Raw genomic sequence first — 19304 nt, forward strand, 5'->3', positions numbered from 1 at the left:
ACCATGGCCCCCCTCCCCAGGACATTGGAAAACACGCTGCCGGAGCGCTCCCACGCCCTGTTGTGGGTCATCGCCGCCATCGGCGTGGCCATGGCACCCCATCTGTTCAATCAGCCCCTGTGGGTGGTGCTGATCACGGCCCTGGCCCTGATCTGGCGCGGTGGAGTGCATCTGGGCCGATTGCCCATGCCCTCCCGCTGGATCCTGGTGCTGCTCACCGTGCTGATGACGGGCCTGGTTCTGGGACGCTACGGCACCCTGTTTGGCCGGGATGCCGGCGTGGCCCTGCTGGTGCTGATGACCGGCCTGAAACTGCTGGAAACCCGCACTTACCGGGATGCCATGGTCGGGGTGTTTTTGGGGTATTTCGTCATCATCACCAACTTCTTCTACTCCCAGGAGATCCCGGTGGCCCTCTACATGCTGGTGGCAGTCTTTGCCACCACTGCCGCCCTGGTCAGGCTCAACGCCGGGGAAGGGGTGCAACCGGCCAGGGAGTCCTTTGGCCTGGCGGGTCTGATGCTGGGCCAGGCGGTACCGGTGATGATCATCCTGTTTTTGCTTTTTCCCCGGCTGCCCGGACCCCTTTGGGGCGCACCCCAGGACAGCACCGCCGGGGTCACGGGCCTGTCCGACAGCATGTCCCCAGGCGCCATCAGTGAACTGCTGCAATCCGACGCGCCCGCTTTTCGGGTCTCATTTGTCCATGATCCCCCACCGCCGGCGGAGCGCTACTGGCGCGGGCCGGTATTCTGGCAGTTTGACGGGAGTACCTGGCGAAGAGGTCGGGACATGGGCACCACCGCCCCGCCCCTGATCCTGGAGCCGACCAACCTGGTGACCCATACCATCAATCTGGAACCCCACCAGCAGCGCTGGCTATTGGCCCTGGACGTGCCCGTTTCCGTGCCACCGGACGCCCGCATGACCGAAGATCAGTACCTGGTCGCCGGGCAACCGGTAAGACGGCTGATCCAGTACACCGTGGACGCCCTCCCGGATGGGGTGCTGGAACCGGAACTGACGCCAGAGCGTCGTCAACAGGCCCTGGCATTACCCGATCAGGCCGCACCCAGGACACAGGCCATGGCGCGAAAATGGCGCGACCAAAAGGATGATGATGATGTCCTGATCCAGGCTGTACTGGATCATTTTCATCAGGAAGCCTTTTTTTATACCCTCTCGCCACCCCCCATGAGCCGGGAACCGGTGGATCAGTTCCTGTTCGAGGCCCGGGCTGGTTTCTGCGAGCACTATGCCAGCGCCTTCGTGGTGCTGATGCGGGCCGCCGGCATCCCGGCACGGGTGGTCACCGGCTACCAGGGCGGCGAATACAACCGCCTGGGCAATTACCTGCTGGTGCGCCAGTCCGATGCCCATGCCTGGGCCGAGGTCTGGCTGGAAGGCCGGGGCTGGGTGCGGGTGGACCCCACGGCGGCGGTGGCCCCGGAGCGTATCGAATCGGGCATCCGCACCGCCCTGGCCGGAGATCAGGCGGCGCCGGACTTCATCCGCCGCGGTCCAGGCTGGGGCATGGCGCGGCTGCAGTGGGCCTTATGGCGCGACAGCATCGACTACTACTGGAGCGGCTGGGTGCTGGCTTTTGGTCCCGAGCGACAGGAGGAACTGCTGGAACGGCTGGGGCTGGGGCGGCTGGACTGGCGTGGAATGGTAACCCTGATGGTGGTGCTTGTGGGCACGGTGGTGCTGGTCTTCACGGCGGCGTTCCTGTGGCGCAATCGCCCGCCGAAAGCAGATCCCCTGGCGGCGATCTATGGACATTTCTGCCGGCGGCTGGCCCGGGTCGGACTGATCCGCGCCCCCCATGAACCGCCCCTGGACTTTGGCCGCCGTATCGCCCGGGAACGCCCGGACCTGGCAGAACCGGTACTGGATTTCATCCAGGCCTATGTGGCCCTGCGCTACGGGCCTGCCCCGGACCTGACGCAGTATCGGCAATTGCAAGGGCGGCTGCGCCGGATAAAACCCTGATGTCAAAACAGCAGGCCATCATACTGGCAGTGGCCTTGGGCAGTGGTCTGGGCGCGGTGCTGCGATATACGCTATCCATCACGATACTGACCCTGATGGGCCCGGGTCTGATCTGGGGTGCTTTGGCCACCCTGCTGGTGAATATGCTGGGTTCCTGGCTCATGGGCCTGTATGCCGCCCTCACCGGCCCGGATGGCCTGTTACCGACTGGTCCGGTCATGAGTCAGTTCGTACTCACCGGGTTTTGTGGTGGTTTCACCACCTTTTCCCTGTTCAGTCTTGAGGCTTTGCTCTGGTGGGAACAGGGATATCCAGCCATGGCCGTGGGTCAGGTGATGGGGTCGGTGGCCCTGTGGATGCTGGCGGTGTGGCTGGGCTACACCCAGGGCATGGCCATCAATCAACGCCGCCGGGCCGCCAAAGCCGAGTCGAAAAAAAAGGTTGACACCGATTAACAGGACTGTAGAATACGCGCCATCAAGTGACGCGGGAATAGCTCAGTTGGTAGAGCACAACCTTGCCAAGGTTGGGGTCGCGAGTTCGAGTCTCGTTTCCCGCTCCAGATTCACGAATTAAAGAACCGCCTTCAGGCGGTTTTTTAATGCCTTCAGGATCGCCATCCCTGCCCAGAGCGTCATCCTCCGGGGTTGCCAATTTGAGGGCATTAAGGCTACAATTCTTTTTTGACTGCCAATTTCCCAGGCTGGGTGGCAGAGTGGTTATGCAGCGGCCTGCAAAGCCGTGGACGCCGGTTCGATTCCGACCCCAGCCTCCAGTACCGTCAAAAACGCCCGAGTGTCGCCGCGACACTTGGGCGTTTTTTTTGGGCATGTCCCATCTGGATAATCTTCCGCTCCAATACTAGAATCATTTTACGATCAATCACGGTTCGGCGAGCCTGATCCAGGGACGCCTACAACGATATGCGGGAGACGGACGGCTTGCTTAAAAAGATCGGCGTCGAAGACTTGAAGCTGGGAATGTATATTGCGGAGTTTTGTGGCTCATGGATGGAGCACCCTTTCTGGCGTACCAGCTTTCTGCTGTCCAATCCCAAGGATCTGGAAAGGATCCAGTCCAGCAGTATTCAGGCGCTTTGGATCGACTGCAGCAAAGGTCTGGATGTAGACCATTCTGTAAAAGCGGTGACCCAGGCAGACGAACATGCCCGGGTCTCATCCCAACTCAGGGCAGTGGCCGAAACCGATCCCCACCCCCATCAGCAGCAGGTATCCATGGAAGAGGAACTGCTTCTGGCCAAGAAGACTCTGGTCCTGTCCCGCTCCGCGATGGCTGAAATGTTTGCCGAAGCCCGCATGGGCAATGCGGTGAATATGACCGTGGCAGACAACATTGTCGAACAAATCTCCCGCTCCATCGACCGCAACCCCCATGCCTTGATCAGCCTGTGTCGCCTCAAGAAGGTCGACGAATACACCTACATGCATTCCCTGGCTGTCTCAGGAATGATGATGGCCCTGGCCAGGGAACTGGCCTTTGATGAGGGGCAGATCAGGGAGGCGGGGTTGGCAGGATTGCTCCATGACCTGGGCAAAGCATTCATTCCCCTGGATATTCTTAACAAACCCGGCAAGCTGACGGACCAGGAATTTACCATCATAAAATCCCATCCAGAGCAAGGAACCGCAGTGCTGCACGCTCAGGGGATGAAGGATGACAGTGCCATTGTGGATGTTTGCCTGCATCACCATGAAAAGATGGACGGTTCCGGTTACCCCGCCAACCTGAACGGCGATCAGATCAGCACACTGGCGCGGATGGGAGCGGTTTGCGATGTCTATGATGCCATCACCTCCAACCGCCCCTACAAGGCAGGTTGGGACCCGGCCATTTCTCTGCACAAGATGATGAGTTGGACCGGGCATCATTTCGATCCAGTCATTTTCCAGGCTTTCGTCAAAACCCTGGGCATCTATCCGATAGGCTCTTTGGTCCGGCTCAGTTCCGAGCGGCTGGCCATCGTGGAGGAACAGTCCCAGGCCTCCTTGCTCAAGCCGATCGTCAAAGCGTTTTATTCAATCAGGCAGTCCTGCGCCATCACACCGATAGTCATTGATCTGTCCCGCCCTGGCTATGAGGAATCCATTATCCAAAGAGAAGATCCCGGAGACTGGGATCTGGAACGGATTAAAATGCCCTGGCAATCGCCGCCGGTATAATCCTCCCCGTCCTGTCCACCGACTTGTGCAGGTCATGGTCGGTCATCTGCTATAACAGGCAGACGGCTGTGGCTGAAGAAGCGGGGTTTCTCGCACAAAATGATGAAACGTCTACAAGAGATGGCCCTGGCCATGCTACGGGGTAAGACCGTTGCCAAAAAAAGCAGCGAATCCATCCTGTCCCAACTGCTGAACAACATCCCGGACGTTGCCGTCCAGGGATATCAACTGGACGGGACGACATTTTACTGGAACGAAGCCAGTGAGCGGCTGTATGGCTATCCGGCCAGCGAGGCGCTGGGCGCCAATCTGGCGGATCTGATCATCCCCCAGCGTGATCGGGAAGCTTTTTCCCGACGCATGGCCCAACTACGTGACGGCATCAGGCTGCCACCTTCCGAGATTCTCAATTTGCGCCATCGGCAGGGGCACCTGATCACCGTGCATTCCTCTCATGTCATGGTGCGGCATGGTGAAAATGACCTGCGACTGTATTGCATGGATGTGGATATCACGGCGCGCAGCCGGGACCAGGAACGGTTATGGGAAGCCGTGCGTGGTGGCAATGTGGGCCTGTTTGAGTGGCGACCCAACGGAGAGGTCTACCTGACCCCCGAACTCAAGGCACAGATGGGGTATCGGGATGATGAAATGGATAATGACCTGGAAGTCTGGCGTTCCCTGATCCATCCCGATGAACGGGACACCGGGATTCAGCAGTTCGAGCAGTACACACGTCAGCCCGAAGGCCGATTTCGGGTGGAAATACGGATGCGCCACAAAACCGACGGCTGGCGCTGGATCCTTTACCAAGCCTCTCCCGTGTACGGCCCGGATGGGCGGCTCATCAAGATCCTGGGCTCCAGTCTGGACATCAACGACCGCAAGCAGGCAGAGGAAAAGAGCGAACGACTGGCCTACGCAGTAGAACAAAGTCCCAGCGTGGTGGTCATCACCAACACTGATGGGGTTATTGAGTACGTCAATCAGCATTTCTGCAACGTCACCGGTTTTTCCAGAGAGGATGTGCTGGGGCAACGCACGGGCATGCTGAGTTTTGAGGGAAAGAACGCTGACAAATACGCCAGCATCCGGGAGACCCTCAGCAAAGGGGGAACCTGGGAGGGAGAATTCAACAATCGCAAACAATCCGGGGAACCCTACTGGGAGATGGCGAGAATCGCGCCCATCCGCAACAGCCGGGGTGACGTGACCCACTATATCAAGCTGGCGGAGGACATTTCCGACAAGCGGGCCTTGACTGAACGCCTGGAATATCTTGCCTTCCACGACCCGCTAACTGGCCTGCCCAATCGCACCCTCATGCTGGACCGCATTGGTCAGGCCATCGTCCAGGCACGGCGGGATCGCCATATCCTGGCAGTGGTGTTCATCGACCTGGATGATTTCAAGGTGGTCAACGACTCACTGGGCCATGCCCAGGGTGATCAGTTATTGATACAGGTGGGGCAGCGGTTGCGCGCCCTGTTGCGCGAAGGGGACACGATTGCACGGTTTGGTGGGGATGAATTCATCCTGTTGCTATCCAGACTCAAACATGTGGATGGTGTCATCCCCGTCATTGAAAAACTCCAGGACATACTGAGCAGTCCGGTGACCCTCGCTTCTCATCAGGTGCGCGTCACCGCGAGTATCGGAATTGCTCTGTGTCCCGCGGACAGTGACCGTCCCGACGAGTTGGTGCGCCATGCCGATGCCGCCATGTACCGCGCCAAGTCCGAGGGACGCCGCTGCTATCATTTTTATACCCAGGAACTGGACGCCGCCCTGCAGGAGCGAATGGAACTGGATCAAGCCATGCGTCATGCCTTGGAACGGGGCGAGTTCCACCTTGTTTACCAGCCCCGGGTGGATCTGATCAGTGGTCGGGTGCTCAGTCTTGAAGCGCTGGTGCGCTGGCGGCATCCCGTGTGGGGGATGGTATCGCCAGGTCGCTTTATTCCCCTGGCGGAGCAGACCGGATTCATATTGACGCTGGGGCCGGAGATCCTGCGGCAGGCCTGTGAACAGATTCATATCTGGAAGGCCCGTGGCATTCCCACCGTGCCTGTGGCGGTCAACCTGTCGGCCCGTGAGTTCCGGCAGCCGGATGTTTTCGAACGCATCATGGGTGCGTTATCCACTGCGGGACTTGAAGCCAGTGACCTGGAAATCGAGATCACCGAAAGTGCGGCCATGAGTTCCGTGGATCAGACCATCCGCACCCTCACCCAGCTCAATGATCGGGGCGTGTGCGTCTCCATAGATGATTTTGGTACCGCCTATTCATCCCTGAACTATCTCAAGCGCCTGCCGGTGCATGCCATCAAGATCGATCAATCCTTTGTTTCCGACATGCGGGAAGATCCTGCCGCCCATCCGGAAGATGCCGCCATCATCCGGGCCATCATAGGATTGGGCCAGACATTGGGCATGACCGTCATCGCGGAGGGCATTGAAAATCAGGTGCAGCGGGATTTTCTGATCGAGCATGGTTGCCCGCAGGGGCAGGGGTATCTGTTCAGTCGTCCGGTGCCGGCTGGGGAGGTGGAGCGGTTGTTGGGGGTGGGGGGTGTGGGTGGGTGAGGCAGGTATGCTGTCATGAGCCTGGATTTTCAGGCGATACATTTTCAGGGGATACATAAAGAGCGATGGAAGCCATTTACAAATATTGGGGCAAGGCCCGCGCGGAAGCAGATGCACAGGATTTCTGCCATCTTCTTCCCTATCATTGCCTGGACGTTACCGCAGTCGCTGATGCATGGTGGCAGTCCAGTCCTGTCATTCAGCGGCTCATGGTGGTGCATGGCGATGCAGATCCGGTAAAGATTCACGCTTGGGTGCTGTTTTTTGTTGCCCTGCACGATCTGGGCAAGTTCGATATCCGCTTCCAGCTCAAGTCCATTCCCGCATTGCTGCATCTGCGCCCGGACTTTGATCTCGACAGCGTGGAGCCGGAACCTTACGCCCATGGTCCAGCAGGTTGTGGCTGGCTTGAGCATGCCGTGCCCCTGCACAGTGATGATCGTTATGACTGCTGGCAGCCCTGGATGCAGGCCGTGGCCGGGCATCACGGCGATCTTTCCAGTCCGAAGATACCTGCTGACCCGGATGCCGACGAAGAGGTTTGCCGCTTTGACAAGGAGGCCAGGAGAGCCTGGCTGCAATCTCTGGCCCGGCTGTTTCTGGAGCCTGCCGGGCTTTCCCTCCTGGATGACCCGCCGACCTGTCCACAGATCATGGCCGGATTTTGTTCGATTGCTGACTGGATCGGATCCAACACCGACTGGTTTGAGTATCGGGATATAGTGCAACCGCTTCAGGAATATTGGGAAGCTGAGGCAAAAAAGCGAGCTCTATTCGCATTGGAAAGCACGGGCATGTTGGGTAAAGGGCCAGCCCAGGGGGGAATGGCCGCCATTTTTCCTGATTGCTCACCTCGTCAGATTCAATGCTTGGTCGATGATCTACCCCGGGAGGCTGGATTGCTGCTGGTGGAGGGGCCGACAGGCTGTGGCAAAACAGAGTTCAGTCTGGCCTATGCCGCCCATCTTCTGGCTACCGGGGTGGCGGAGGCGATCATCTTCGCCTTGCCGACTCAGGCCACGGCCAATGCCATGCTAAACCGGCTGGAAAAGGTGGCGCCAAATCTCTTTCCCGGCCAGAAAAACGTGGTACTGGCTCATGGGCGTGCTTCACGCCATGAAGGATATATGGCGCTTAAGGAAGCCGGTCGTCGCCTGACCGCTCAGGGCGAGGAAGATGCTGCCGTACAGTGTGCCGATTGGCTTGCCCAGAGTCGAAAGCGGGTCTTTCTCGGGCAGATTGGCGTTTGCACCATCGACCAGGTATTGATTTCCGTGCTGGCGATCCGTCATCACTTCGTCCGTGCCTTCGGTGTGCGTCGTGCCGTACTGATTGTAGATGAGGTGCATGCCTATGATGCCTATATGTATGGCCTGTTGACCCGTGTCCTTCATGCTCAGGCCACTGCCGGGGGTAGCGCCATACTCATGTCTGCCACTTTGCCGGCCTACCAGCGGGATCTGCTGTTGGACGCTTGGGGTGGCGAAGTACCGGAACAACAATCCAGTGCCTATCCATTGATTTCCTGGGCAGGGCGCGGCACGCCCGTCAGGTACTGGGATCTGAAAGGGGAACCTGCGCATTTGCCGGAATCCAGGACCGTTTTCCTGGAACGTCGGGAACGGGTTGATCTTCGTCTGTCGGATCAAGATATCGATCAGGTCATTCAGGCTGCCAATGAAGGCGCATGCGTGGCCGTGATCTGCAATCTGGTGAGCGAAGCGCAGGGTCTTTGGCGACGATTGCGTGAGAGGTCATCCCAAGTGCCGGTGGATCTGTTCCATGCCCGGTATCTGTTTGCAGATCGGCAGGTCATCGAGCAGCGGGTAATGGAATATTATGGTCGTGACAGGATGGCCACCGGCCGCATTCTGGTTGCAACCCAAGTGGTGGAGCAGAGCCTGGACCTGGACTTTGACTGGTTGATCACTCAGCTCTGCCCCGTGGATTTGCTGTTCCAGCGTATGGGGCGGCTGCATCGTCACCCACGCACTGATCGGCCGGCCGGATTTGAAGACCCCCGCTGCACGGTGCTGTTGCCGCCGGATGAGCAATATGGTCTGCACGAAGTCATCTACCAGTGTCGTCGGGTGTTGTGGCGAACTCACCGCCGGTTGCAGGAAACGGACAGGATTACGTTCCCTGATGTTTACCGCCCTTGGATCGAGTCCGTGTACGCGGAAGAAGCCTGGCTGGATGAGCCGGAAGCCGTTCTCCAGAACTGGGAAACTTTCCAGAATTCAGCATTGGGCAAATTTTTCGGTGCTCGCCAGCTTGCCGAAGCCGACATGATGCCCTTGCAAGATACCGATGCCAACGCGGCGGCCATGACGCGTGATGGGGATAATGGACTTAAGGTGCTGCTGCTGCAAAGCATGCCGCAGGGTCCTGCCTACCTGAATGGTCGTCAGGAATCTGCCCTTGATGATTTTGAACGCCGCGAAGCCGAGGATCTCAACGCCGTCAATGCGCCCAAAGGCTGGAAGGCGGCCTTGGGTAATCCGGATGAACATGGGCGTTACCGGTTGATCCTGGAACCACAGGCTGATGGCAGTTGGTCTGTCGGTGCGATGAGGTATTCCAGGGAGATCGGGCTGGAATGGCGGGAGGGCGATTCCTCCCTCCCGTCACAGCCCCAGTGATCTGGGGAACAGGGAAAATACTCCAAACCGGAGACAAGAAAATACCGGTGCATCCCCAAGAAGGGGCGGACCTGATTCATGTGAGGGATACTATCTGTCTGAATCAGGCCGTCACCATTGTCTCAAAGGTGGGTTTTTTTCCTCAAGATAATACCTTGTGTTTTTGTTTTTAAGTGCTAGAGTCAAGGTGTGTCCTTCCTGCGAAGGGCTTCACCATCGACTTCAAAGGAGGTTTGCCATGGAGTGCCTGCTGGAGTCCGACTGGATTCCTGTTCGTAGTCGGGATGGGGTGACTGTCCGGCGTATTGGGTTACGCCAGTTGTTGACCGAGGATCACCCATGGTCGGTGAGCCTGTCTCGGGATGACATGGAAGTGGCAGCCATACAGTTGCTGATCTGCCTGGTGCAGACCATTCTTCTCCCCGAGAACCGAAAAGTCTTACGTGAGCGCGTCGCCTCACCCATTACCCCGGAATCCTTTGATTCAGCCGCCGCTTCTTACCGGGATTGGTTCCGCTTGGACCATCCTGCGACCCCCTTCATGCAGAGCCGCGGGGTGTCAGCCAAGGATCCGACTCCTATCCAGAAACTGTTTGTGGGATTGCCCGAGGGCAACAATCACGCCTTTTTTAATGATGCCGGAGAGATTCATGCCGTCTGTCCCGGCTGTGCTGCGATTGCCCTGTTCAATCAAGCCTCCAACTGCCCAAGTTTTGGCGGGGGGTTTAAGGGGGGATTGCGGGGCGGGGCGCCGGTTACCACGCTGGTGGCCGGCACTGATCTGCGGGAAACCGTCTGGCTGAATGTCCTGTCCGCCGAGGAGCGTGATCGCATTTACCGGGATGCAACGCAGTGTATCCCCAACTGGGTGGAGCCGTTGGTGGCCGGTAAAACGATACCTGCCGCCGACATCGGTCTGGAAAGGGGACTGCTGTGGCAACCCGCCCGTCTGGAGCTTGTGGAATCGGAAGTGGGCCAGTCTTGTGATGCCTGTGGCCTGCCGACCAGCCGGGTTTACACCGCCTTTAACAAGGAGAAGTTCAATTACACCGTGGAGGGGCTGTGGCATCACCCGCATAGTCCCAGGCTATGGGATCTGAAGAAGGGTGAACGCGCCCGTGACCGCTATCTGTCGTTCACCACCATGGCGCCGGCCTGGACCTGGATGAATCATTATCTGCTTCAACGAGAGCAGCATGCAGGCGGGGGGCGTCAGCCTGCTCAGGTGGTTACCCAGTTCCTCGACGTGTTTGAACGTGCTCTGAGCGCCCGTGAAAGACGTTTTGCCATGATTGTCGCCGGTTATCGGGTCAATCAGGCGGCAGTGCTTGAGCGTCGACACGAACTCTACAGCCTCCCCATGGACTGGCGTATCAGCGAGAGGCAGGTTCAACGCGCCATTAATGAAGCCCTGCGGGTGAAGGATGAGCTTCGCCGCAAAACCTATGGATTTGCCAAGGAATGCGGCGCTGCTGTCTACCCGTTGGCTGAACAACACTTTTACCAGGCGACGGGACACAGACTTCATGAACTGTTGCGCCAGATGGATCGACGTGAAGCCCGAATGGCGGTGGACGAATTCATTTGCGCTCTACATCGGATCGCTCGTCGGCTGTTCGATGAATTGACAGCACCTTATCGGCACTCAGTTGACGGTATGACTGCCTATGCAAAGTTCAGGCGCGCACTGGATGTGGCTCTACGAGAGTCTGAATCGAAGGAGAAAGTGGCATGACAGCACAGAACAATCAAGCGGAGAAAATGGATTTTTTCATACCACTGGTTGATGCCTACCAGCGGCTCGGCACTGGTGGCCAGGCTGACCTGCGCCGGGTGAAAAACCTAGATGCCGTGGCCGACCTACCCGCCTATTACCGTTGGCTGGGCAATCGAAAACCCAGCCTCGCACTCCAACGCTTTGCCTTTTTGCTCCCATATTTGGGACGCCATATCCCGGGCCTTGCCCCCGGGCGGGCATTACGCAAGGGGCGCATCAATGAAATGCGCATGTTTCAGGTCCTGCGCAGCCATTCTCCCCGCGATCTTGAGCAATTACGCCGACTGTTCCAGCAAGCCGGCTCACCGGGGATGGATGCCAATAAATTGGGCCGCAGCCTTCATTTCTGGGGACGGTCCGCCAAGCAGGACCTTCTGCGGGACTTTCTGGTAACCGAAATCGACGTGCCCTCCAATGCTTCCGAAGCCGCTGATCTATCCGATGACCAAGGATGAAGCCATGACTGAAAAAAACTTCCTCAATATCCATGTTCTGATTTCTCACAGCCCGTCCTGTCTCAACCGGGATGACATGAATATGCAGAAGTCCGCAGTGTTTGGGGGAGTGCGCCGGGTGCGTATCTCCAGCCAGAGCCTCAAGCGGGCCATGCGGACCAGTGAGTATTACCGTGAACATTTGGGGCAACCATCCATGCGTACTCGCCATCTGGACCGTCTTCGCAAGCGCATGCATGCTGCCCTGGAAGAGCGCTATCCATCGGACCTGATCGACACAGCCATTGAATGGCTGGGTTTTGATGAAGGCAAGGCGGCGGCCAACGATGATTTTAAGCACCGGGCAGTCGCACCGTGGGTGGCGGAAGAAATTGCCAGTTACTGTGAACAGATCAAGGCAGCACGGGACGCCGGCGAAGATGAGCAAAAACTGCGCAAGGAAATGAAAAAACAGGGTAAACGCTTTGATGAGGCTCTGCGCCGCGGCCTGGATGTGGCCTTATCCGGGCGCATGGCAACTTCCGGTGTCATGACCTCCGTGGACGGCGCCATGTCGGTGGCCCATGCACTGACCACCCATGCCGTGGACGCCGACATTGACTGGTTTACCGCAGTGGATGATCTGGTGGATGCGGATGAGGAAACCGGAGCGGGCCACCTGAATACTCAGGAATTCAGTGCTGGAGTATTTTACCGCTACGCCAGTCTGAATTTGAGACAGTTGCAACGGAATCTGGGTGGTGCAGACCGCCGGGAAGTGCTTGAAATTGCCTCGCACCTGATTCATTTGATGGCAACCGTGGTGCCGTCTGCAAAGCAGCAGGCATTTGCAGCGCATAACCTGGCCGATGTGGTCATGGTCAGTTTCAGCGACTTGCCCGTTTCCCTTGCCAATGCATTTGAAACGCCGGTTCACTCCAATGGCAGAAAGGGTTTCCTTGAGCCTTCCACGGAAAAGCTGATGGAATATTCTCAGCGTCTCCGGGAAGGCTACGGCTTGGAGGACGAGACCGGCGTCTTCAGCACCACGATAAAGATGTCCGAAAAATCGGTATGTCACCAACATCCGACCTTGAAAGCACTCAAGGATTGGGTGGCACATGCCGGAGTCTGAACATGGACTATCTGATTCTCAAATTGGAAGGCCCCATGCAGGCATGGGGTACCCATACATTTGAAGACTATCGCCCAACACAGCCGTTTCCTACCTTGAGTGCTATTATCGGCCTGCTGGGTGCCTGTCTGGGCATACATCGCCATGAGCGAGACAGGTTGATTGATCTTGGTGATAGTCTGGAGGTGACCATCCGGGCAGATCAAAGACCTCGCAGGGATCCGATGACCATCACCGACTTTCACACTGTGCTGGACGCCAGAAAGGTAGGTGGTGGTGTGAATCCTCATCCCGTGGTGTCGCGCCGGGAGTATCTTTGTGATGCTGGCTTTACCTTGGTATTGGCGCAACGGGATGCGGCGGTCTTCGATCTGGAAACCATTGCGGAGGCAGTAAAAAAACCATTTTACACCCCTTTTCTCGGTCGGCGCTCCTGCCCATTGACCCGCCCACTGTTTGAGCGATGGTGCCAGGCGGACTGTGCGCTATCCGCTTTAGCGGAGATATCGCCGGGTCGCGGCCTTGTGTATAGCTGCAATGCAGACTTGGGGAATAGTCGACGCATGGTCAGAGATGTACCCTTGCCGGGGCACCGGCAGTTTGGTACCAGGCAGCTTGGGGTTATCGTCAGCAAGGAGCAGCATGGTGATGTATCTAAGTAAAGTCCTGCTACAGGATGCGACGCAGCCCTATCAATGGCATCGCAACTTATGGGCACTTTTTCCTGATCAACCGGATGCCTCTCGTCCATTTCTTTTCCGCTTGGAACGTCAGGTACGTGGTGGGGCCGAGGTGCTGATGCAGTCCTCACTGGAGCCTGTTGCCTCGGGAGGCTGTTCCACCGTTATTGCCACTCGACCGTTTCAGCCGCAGGTAGCTGAAGGGCAGCCCCTGCGGTTTCGTCTGGTGGCCAATCCAGTCAAGACGATTCAGGATGAGTCTGGCCGCATGAATGGAAAAGGGCGGATTAAAAGCTGCCGTGTCCCTCTGATTGACGAGCAGCAACAGTCTCTGTGGTTGCAAAAGAAACTGGATGGTGTGGCTTCGCTACAGGAAACGATGGTCATGAGTCGAAAGGTGCTTCACTTCCGTAAAGGCGGTAAGGCCGGGAAGATTGTGCAGACTACCTTCGAGGGCGTATTGCGAGTGGAATCACCCGAACGGTTCTGGAACCTGCAGTCACATGGTATTGGCCCGGCCAAGGCATTCGGCTGCGGGCTGTTGACCCTGGCGAGGCTGTAGACCGTGCTGCCACCGCTGAGGCCAATCCCGATGAAAGACCGTATTTCCATGGTGTTCATTGAAAAGGGCCGGATTGATGTGCTTGATGGCGCCTTCGTCGTGGTGGACAAGACCGGTACACGCATGCATATCCCTGTGGGAAGCGTTGCGTGCATCATGCTGGAGCCAGGCACCAGGGTCTCTCATGCTGCGGCAGCGCTAGCGGCACGTGTGGGAACTTTACTGGTATGGGTGGGGGAGGCCGGTGTTCGCCTTTATGCCTCCGGGCAACCTGGGGGCGCCCGCTCGGATCGTCTGCTGTATCAGGCCAAGCTTGCACTGGATCCCGATGCCCGTTTGAAAGTCGTGCGCAAGATGTATGAGCTTCGATTTGGGGAGAAGGCGCCTGCTAAACGTAGCGTGGAGCAGCTTCGTGGTATCGAAGGCGCGCGCGTCCGGGAAATTTACAAAATGCTTGCTCGCAAACATGGTGTCAAATGGGACCGTCGCCATTATGATCCGGGAGAATGGGATTCCGCAGATCCTATCAACAGAGCTGTCAGCGCGGCGACAGCCTGCCTATATGGCGTGACTGAAGCCGCTGTGCTTGCTGCTGGTTATGCTCCGGCCGTGGGCTTCATTCATACCGGAAAGCCACTGTCGTTCGTCTACGATATCGCTGACCTGTTCAAGTTTGATACTGTGGTTCCGATTGCTTTCAAAATCGCTTCGAAGCCTCAGCGTCAGATTGAAAGGCAGGTGAGGCAGGGCTGCCGGGATATGTTTCGTGAGAAGCGCGTGCTCGCGCGCATCATCCCCACCATCGAACAGGTGCTTGCCGCCGGTGAACTTGCAGTGCCGGAACCGGCGCCCGAATCTGTGGCGCCGGCCATTCCTCTTGCGGAGCCTTTGGGTGATGCTGGTCATCGTGGTTGAAAATGTGCCGCCGCGCTTGCGTGGGCGTCTGGCTATCTGGCTATTGGAGACGCGAGCCGGGGTTTACGTTGGGAAGGTCAGTCGCCGGATTCGTGAGATGATCTGGGAACAGGTGGTAGCCGGTATAGAGGATGGCAATGCAGTGATGGCTTGGTCCACCAATACGGAGGCTGGCTTTGATTTTCAGACTTGCGGCAAAAACAGACGCCTTCCATTGGACCATGACGGGATGAAACTCGTGTCTTTTTTTCCCGATCCAGTGGGGGATGAAGGAGGAAACTGATGCGCATGTGCTGGTACAAATCCTGACTGCTTCTGTTTGGTATATATAACTGTTTGATTTTTAATGCTCTTTAAAAACTTGGGAAGTGTCATGAAAGGAATAAGTGTTGGTAGAGTTTTTTGTGCTTTAAAAATTTAATTTTTTCATGGGGTTAGAGGAAGTGCGTTCCCCGCAGGTGCGGGGATGAACCGAGTTTCACTGAATGTTCTTTTTTTGGCAACCAGCGTTCCCCGCAGGTGCGGGGATGAACCGCAGAACAAGACGGACTCCATCGGCCCCCTGCTGGCGTTCCCCGCAGGTGCGGGGATGAACCGGCCACTGGGCGTGGGGTGATCTGGTGTTTGATGCGTTCCCCGCAGGTGCGGGGATGAACCGCGTCACTGTCCAAACACTATATTTAGCCTCTGGCGTTCCCCGCAGGTGCGGGGATGAACCGATGGTTTCCAGGCGGCCCACGGGCAGGGCCAGGCGTTCCCCGCAGGTGCGGGGATGAACCGCAACCATGAAGCAGCTCACCCAGGACGGCCCGGCGTTCCCCGCAGGTGCGGGGATGAACCGTTGTCGATGTCGTGACGGCGGTGACTGGGCGGGCGTTCCCCGCAGGTGCGGGGATGAACCGGCGCTCTCCAGGGCGGCACGGGCGTAGCGGTCGCGTTCCCCGCAGGTGCGGGGATGAACCGTCCACCAGGGGCAACACCAGGCGTTCCCCGGAGCGTTCCCCGCAGGTGCGGGGATGAACCGAACCCTTGCCCGCTTCGCTGCGGCGCCGTAAGGCGTTCCCCGCAGGTGCGGGGATGAACCGGCTTGCGCCTTAGCCTCCAACTCCCTCACGCGGCGTTCCCCGCAGGTGCGGGGATGAACCGTTTGGGCACTTGGACGATGGCGCCAAGGACAAGCGTTCCCCGCAGGTGCGGGGATGAACCGTTCCGGGCCATGGTGGACCACACACTGGAACCGCGTTCCCCGCAGGTGCGGGGATGAACCGTGCGGCCCAGCGAAGCGGCTGCCTGGCGGATGGCGTTCCCCGCAGGTGCGGGGATGAACCGGTATGGCGAAACCGACGGGGGATGCAGGCTAAGCGTTCCCCGCAGGTGCGGGGATGAACCGGGATGATCCCCGAACCCGTTACCGCCGCCATTGCGTTCCCCGCAGGTGCGGGGATGAACCGGCGATCACGTCCAGCTCGATGGGCGTCCCGCTGCGTTCCCCGCAGGTGCGGGGATGAACCGGGCGAGAGGCCGTACCCCTCGCGCCATTCGTGGCGTTCCCCGCAGGTGCGGGGATGAACCGCCGGGGAAATGGTGGGTGGTACCTATCGTGGCGCGTTCCCCGCAGGTGCGGGGATGAACCGCCTCTCTCTCTCTTCTTGCCCAGCATTGCCCAGCGTTCCCCGCAGGTGCGGGGATGAACCGGCTTTTCCGTGGGATTGGGTCGTGTGTGATGAGCGTTCCCCGCAGGTGCGGGGATGAACCGCTCAGTACAACAGCATGGAACGCGAGATGGTGGGCGTTCCCCGCAGGTGCGGGGATGAACCGCCGGGTTCAGCCAATAAATTAGGCTCTCCAGCCGCGTTCCCCGCAGGTGCGGGGATGAACCGCCCGCCATACCTGCTCGGGGCTTGTACTCCATGCGTTCCCCGCAGGTGCGGGGATGAACCGTTCACCAAGGCGTCCACTGTGCCCTGCGGGTTGCGTTCCCCGCAGGTGCGGGGATGAACCGGTCACGCTTACCATCGCCCGAGCCTACTCGCAGCGTTCCCCGCAGGTGCGGGGATGAACCGCTTCGGCAAATTGGGCAGCAAATACAGCGCGTGCGTTCCCCGCAGGTGCGGGGATGAACCGCTCTTTTAAACCTGCTGTTCCAGCCAGTGCCAGCGTTCCCCGCAGGTGCGGGGATGAACCGTCGGTAACGTATCGTTGGCCGATGTACTCACGGCGTTCCCCGCAGGTGCGGGGATGAACCGTATTATCAAGTCCTACACCGGGAAAACCACCAGCGTTCCCCGCAGGTGCGGGGATGAACCGAGGGCAGCAGTGTGACCCCTGAAAAATCCAGCGCGTTCCCCGCAGGTGCGGGGATGAACCGCAGATCGCCTCGTTGTCCGCCAGGCGGTCCATGCGTTCCCCGCAGGTGCGGGGATGAACCGCTCCTGCCAGACCTCTAGCGGCACGCGATCCTGCGTTCCCCGCAGGTGCGGGGATGAACCGAGCATAACGCTGGGTTATGAAAATCAGATCATGCGTTCCCCGCAGGTGCGGGGATGAACCGTGATAATGCCGGAAATTGCGATGGCGGCATCTGCGTTCCCCGCAGGTGCGGGGATGAACCGCCGGGATTCCTGGGCCGGGGGCTGCTGGGCCGGCGTTCCCCGCAGGTGCGGGGATGAACCGCGCCTGGATGCGCGAGGCGGCGTGATGCCGTAGCGTTCCCCGCAGGTGCGGGGATGAACCGCGCTGAACGGGTTCATTCTCGGACTCCTTATAGCGTTCCCCGCAGGTGCGGGGATGAACCGGGGACCGTGATGCGAGACGATAAAGGACGATGGCGTTCCCCGCAGGTGCGGGGATGAACCGATCATCGCCTTCCTGTATCAGAAGTGGAGTGCGCGTTCCCCGCAGGTGCGGGGATGAACCGTTTGAACCTGGAGCGACCGGACCTGACGATAAGCGTTCCCCGCAGGTGCGGGGATGAACCGTTGATTACGCGCAGCAGGCGGTATCCAGGCTGGCGTTCCCCGCAGGTGCGGGGATGAACCGGCAGCAGCGACAGCAGACCGGGGACAGCGTGAGCGTTCCCCGCAGGTGCGGGGATGAACCCCGCGAATCATCCAGATGCGCGAACTCGGGCCGCGTTCCCCGCAGGTGCGGGGATGAACCGAGCTCACCCACGGTCACCACGTCCGGTGTCTCGCGTTCCCCGCAGGTGCGGGGATGAACCGTGGCTGCTCTGTCAGCCATTTCCGTCCCGGCCGCGTTCCCCGCAGGTGCGGGGATGAACCGCAGTGCCTCCAGTGTGGCCACGTCCGGGTGTAGCGTTCCCCGCAGGTGCGGGGATGAACCGCGCCCGATGATGTCCGATCTGCGGGACTCTGGGCGTTCCCCGCAGGTGCGGGGATGAACCGCGGTTGTACTCACCAAGGAACGCGAGCCGCACGCGTTCCCCGCAGGTGCGGGGATGAACCGCGGTTTTGATCGAGGGGAACTGGCTGATCCGATGCGTTCCCCGCAGGTGCGGGGATGAACCGCGTCTGCGCTCCGGCAAGGTGTGGGACAAGTTGCGTTCCCCGCAGGTGCGGGGATGAACCGGATCTGGCGGATATTCTTGGGAAGATCCGGGTGCGTTCCCCGCAGGTGCGGGGATGAACCGGATGTCGTGTGCGGGTAATGATGTACCTGCGCGCGTTCCCCGCAGGTGCGGGGATGAACCGACCTGGCCGGAGTTTTGTCAGTGGCTTGAGTCGCGTTCCCCGCAGGTGCGGGGATGAACCGCGTCCCCCTCGCCGTCCGAGTGCCAGTGGAAAGCGTTCCCCGCAGGTGCGGGGATGAACCTGACACCTACCCGGATCGTGATCACCTCGCCCGAGCGTTCCCCGCAGGTGCGGGGATGAACCGCCGACGCATTCATCCGTGAACTCGAACGCGCCGCGTTCCCCGCAGGTGCGGGGATGAACCGCTCCATCTGCATCATCGCCTGCTGCGCAGCCCGCGTTCCCCGCAGGTGCGGGGATGAACCGTGACCCTGAGCAGCGTGGAAACTATAATAAGGGCGTTCCCCGCAGGTGCGGGGATGAACCGTGGCCCGCCGATTGGCCGAGGTGGAATTGATCGCGTTCCCCGCAGGTGCGGGGATGAACCGGCTGATGAAGTGAAGCTGATTAAGCCGAAGAAGCGTTCCCCGCAGGTGCGGGGATGAACCGAATTTCTGTGCTTCATCATAAATAACAATAGAGCGTTCCCCGCAGGTGCGGGGATGAACCGCGATCGACAAGGAGGCCAAACGCCTAAAACTAGCGTTCCCCGCAGGTGCGGGGATGAACCGGTAATGTCTGGAGTCATCCTTGGAACACGCAAGCGTTCCCCGCAGGTGCGGGGATGAACCGGGCCGAGTATGTGACATTA

General features: G+C 59.1%; 12 protein-coding genes, 2 tRNA genes and 1 CRISPR repeat array (1 of these 15 only partly in view). All 14 genes read left to right on the forward strand.

Features of this window, described 5'->3' with window-relative positions; translation table 11 throughout:
• Positions 1-3 precede the first annotated feature (3 nt).
• The 14 genes from BMX62_RS00255 (at position 4) to cas2e (ending at position 15186) form a co-directional block, all read left to right on the forward strand.
• Positions 4-1992: a transglutaminase TgpA family protein gene (locus BMX62_RS00255; protein ID WP_090202287.1), complete on the forward strand. Its 1989-nt coding sequence runs from the start codon at positions 4-6 to the stop codon at positions 1990-1992.
• Positions 1992-2447 carry a fluoride efflux transporter FluC gene (locus tag BMX62_RS00260; protein ID WP_090202289.1) on the forward strand — a complete coding sequence of 152 codons (456 nt, stop codon included), beginning with the start codon at positions 1992-1994 and terminating at the stop codon, positions 2445-2447. Before BMX62_RS00255 ends, BMX62_RS00260 begins: the two co-directional genes overlap by 1 nt.
• 31 nt (positions 2448-2478) lie before the next feature.
• Positions 2479-2554, forward strand: a tRNA-Gly gene (locus tag BMX62_RS00265).
• A 139-nt stretch (positions 2555-2693) separates the two neighbouring features.
• Positions 2694-2767, forward strand: a tRNA-Cys gene (locus BMX62_RS00270).
• Between the two features lie 166 nt (positions 2768-2933).
• The gene (locus tag BMX62_RS00275) at positions 2934-4172 is read left to right on the forward strand and encodes an HD-GYP domain-containing protein (RefSeq protein WP_202906162.1); all 1239 of its coding nucleotides are present in this window, start codon (positions 2934-2936) and stop codon (positions 4170-4172) included.
• 99 nt (positions 4173-4271) lie between these two features.
• Entirely contained in the window at positions 4272-6758 is a 2487-nt protein-coding gene (locus tag BMX62_RS00280) for a sensor domain-containing protein (protein ID WP_090202292.1), read from the forward strand.
• Between the two features lie 65 nt (positions 6759-6823).
• Positions 6824-9400 (forward strand): CRISPR-associated helicase/endonuclease Cas3, encoded by a 2577-nt coding sequence (cas3, locus tag BMX62_RS00285; RefSeq protein WP_090202294.1) that lies wholly within the window; start codon positions 6824-6826, stop codon positions 9398-9400.
• A gap of 238 nt (positions 9401-9638) precedes the next feature.
• Positions 9639-11135, forward strand: a complete 1497-nt coding sequence (gene casA, locus BMX62_RS00290; protein ID WP_090202297.1) for a type I-E CRISPR-associated protein Cse1/CasA — start codon at positions 9639-9641, stop codon at positions 11133-11135.
• Positions 11132-11632 carry a type I-E CRISPR-associated protein Cse2/CasB gene (gene casB / locus BMX62_RS00295; RefSeq protein WP_090202299.1) on the forward strand — a complete coding sequence of 167 codons (501 nt, stop codon included), beginning with the start codon at positions 11132-11134 and terminating at the stop codon, positions 11630-11632. The genes casA and casB overlap by 4 nt, the downstream gene beginning before the upstream one ends.
• 4 nt (positions 11633-11636) lie before the next feature.
• On the forward strand, positions 11637-12746 hold the full coding sequence (gene cas7e / locus BMX62_RS00300; protein ID WP_238375778.1) for a type I-E CRISPR-associated protein Cas7/Cse4/CasC: 1110 nt from the start codon (positions 11637-11639) through the stop codon (positions 12744-12746).
• Positions 12747-12748: 2 nt separating this feature from the next.
• The gene (gene cas5e / locus BMX62_RS00305) at positions 12749-13408 is read left to right on the forward strand and encodes a type I-E CRISPR-associated protein Cas5/CasD (protein ID WP_090202303.1); all 660 of its coding nucleotides are present in this window, start codon (positions 12749-12751) and stop codon (positions 13406-13408) included.
• On the forward strand, positions 13389-13988 hold the full coding sequence (cas6e, locus tag BMX62_RS00310; RefSeq protein WP_202906163.1) for a type I-E CRISPR-associated protein Cas6/Cse3/CasE: 600 nt from the start codon (positions 13389-13391) through the stop codon (positions 13986-13988). The genes cas5e and cas6e overlap by 20 nt, the downstream gene beginning before the upstream one ends.
• Positions 13989-13991: 3 nt before the next feature.
• Positions 13992-14903, forward strand: coding sequence for a type I-E CRISPR-associated endonuclease Cas1e (cas1e, locus tag BMX62_RS00315; RefSeq protein ID WP_090202307.1), 912 nt, complete (start codon positions 13992-13994; stop codon positions 14901-14903).
• On the forward strand, positions 14884-15186 hold the full coding sequence (cas2e, locus tag BMX62_RS00320; protein ID WP_090202309.1) for a type I-E CRISPR-associated endoribonuclease Cas2e: 303 nt from the start codon (positions 14884-14886) through the stop codon (positions 15184-15186). Before cas1e ends, cas2e begins: the two co-directional genes overlap by 20 nt.
• A gap of 162 nt (positions 15187-15348) precedes the next feature.
• Positions 15349-19304: direct repeats of the CRISPR family, unit length 29 nt; unit sequence GCGTTCCCCGCAGGTGCGGGGATGAACCG (it continues 2239 nt past the right edge of the window).

This window comes from Ectothiorhodospira magna (genome assembly GCF_900110965.1).
In the GTDB taxonomy this organism is placed as follows: Bacteria; Pseudomonadota; Gammaproteobacteria; order Ectothiorhodospirales; family Ectothiorhodospiraceae; genus Ectothiorhodospira; species Ectothiorhodospira magna.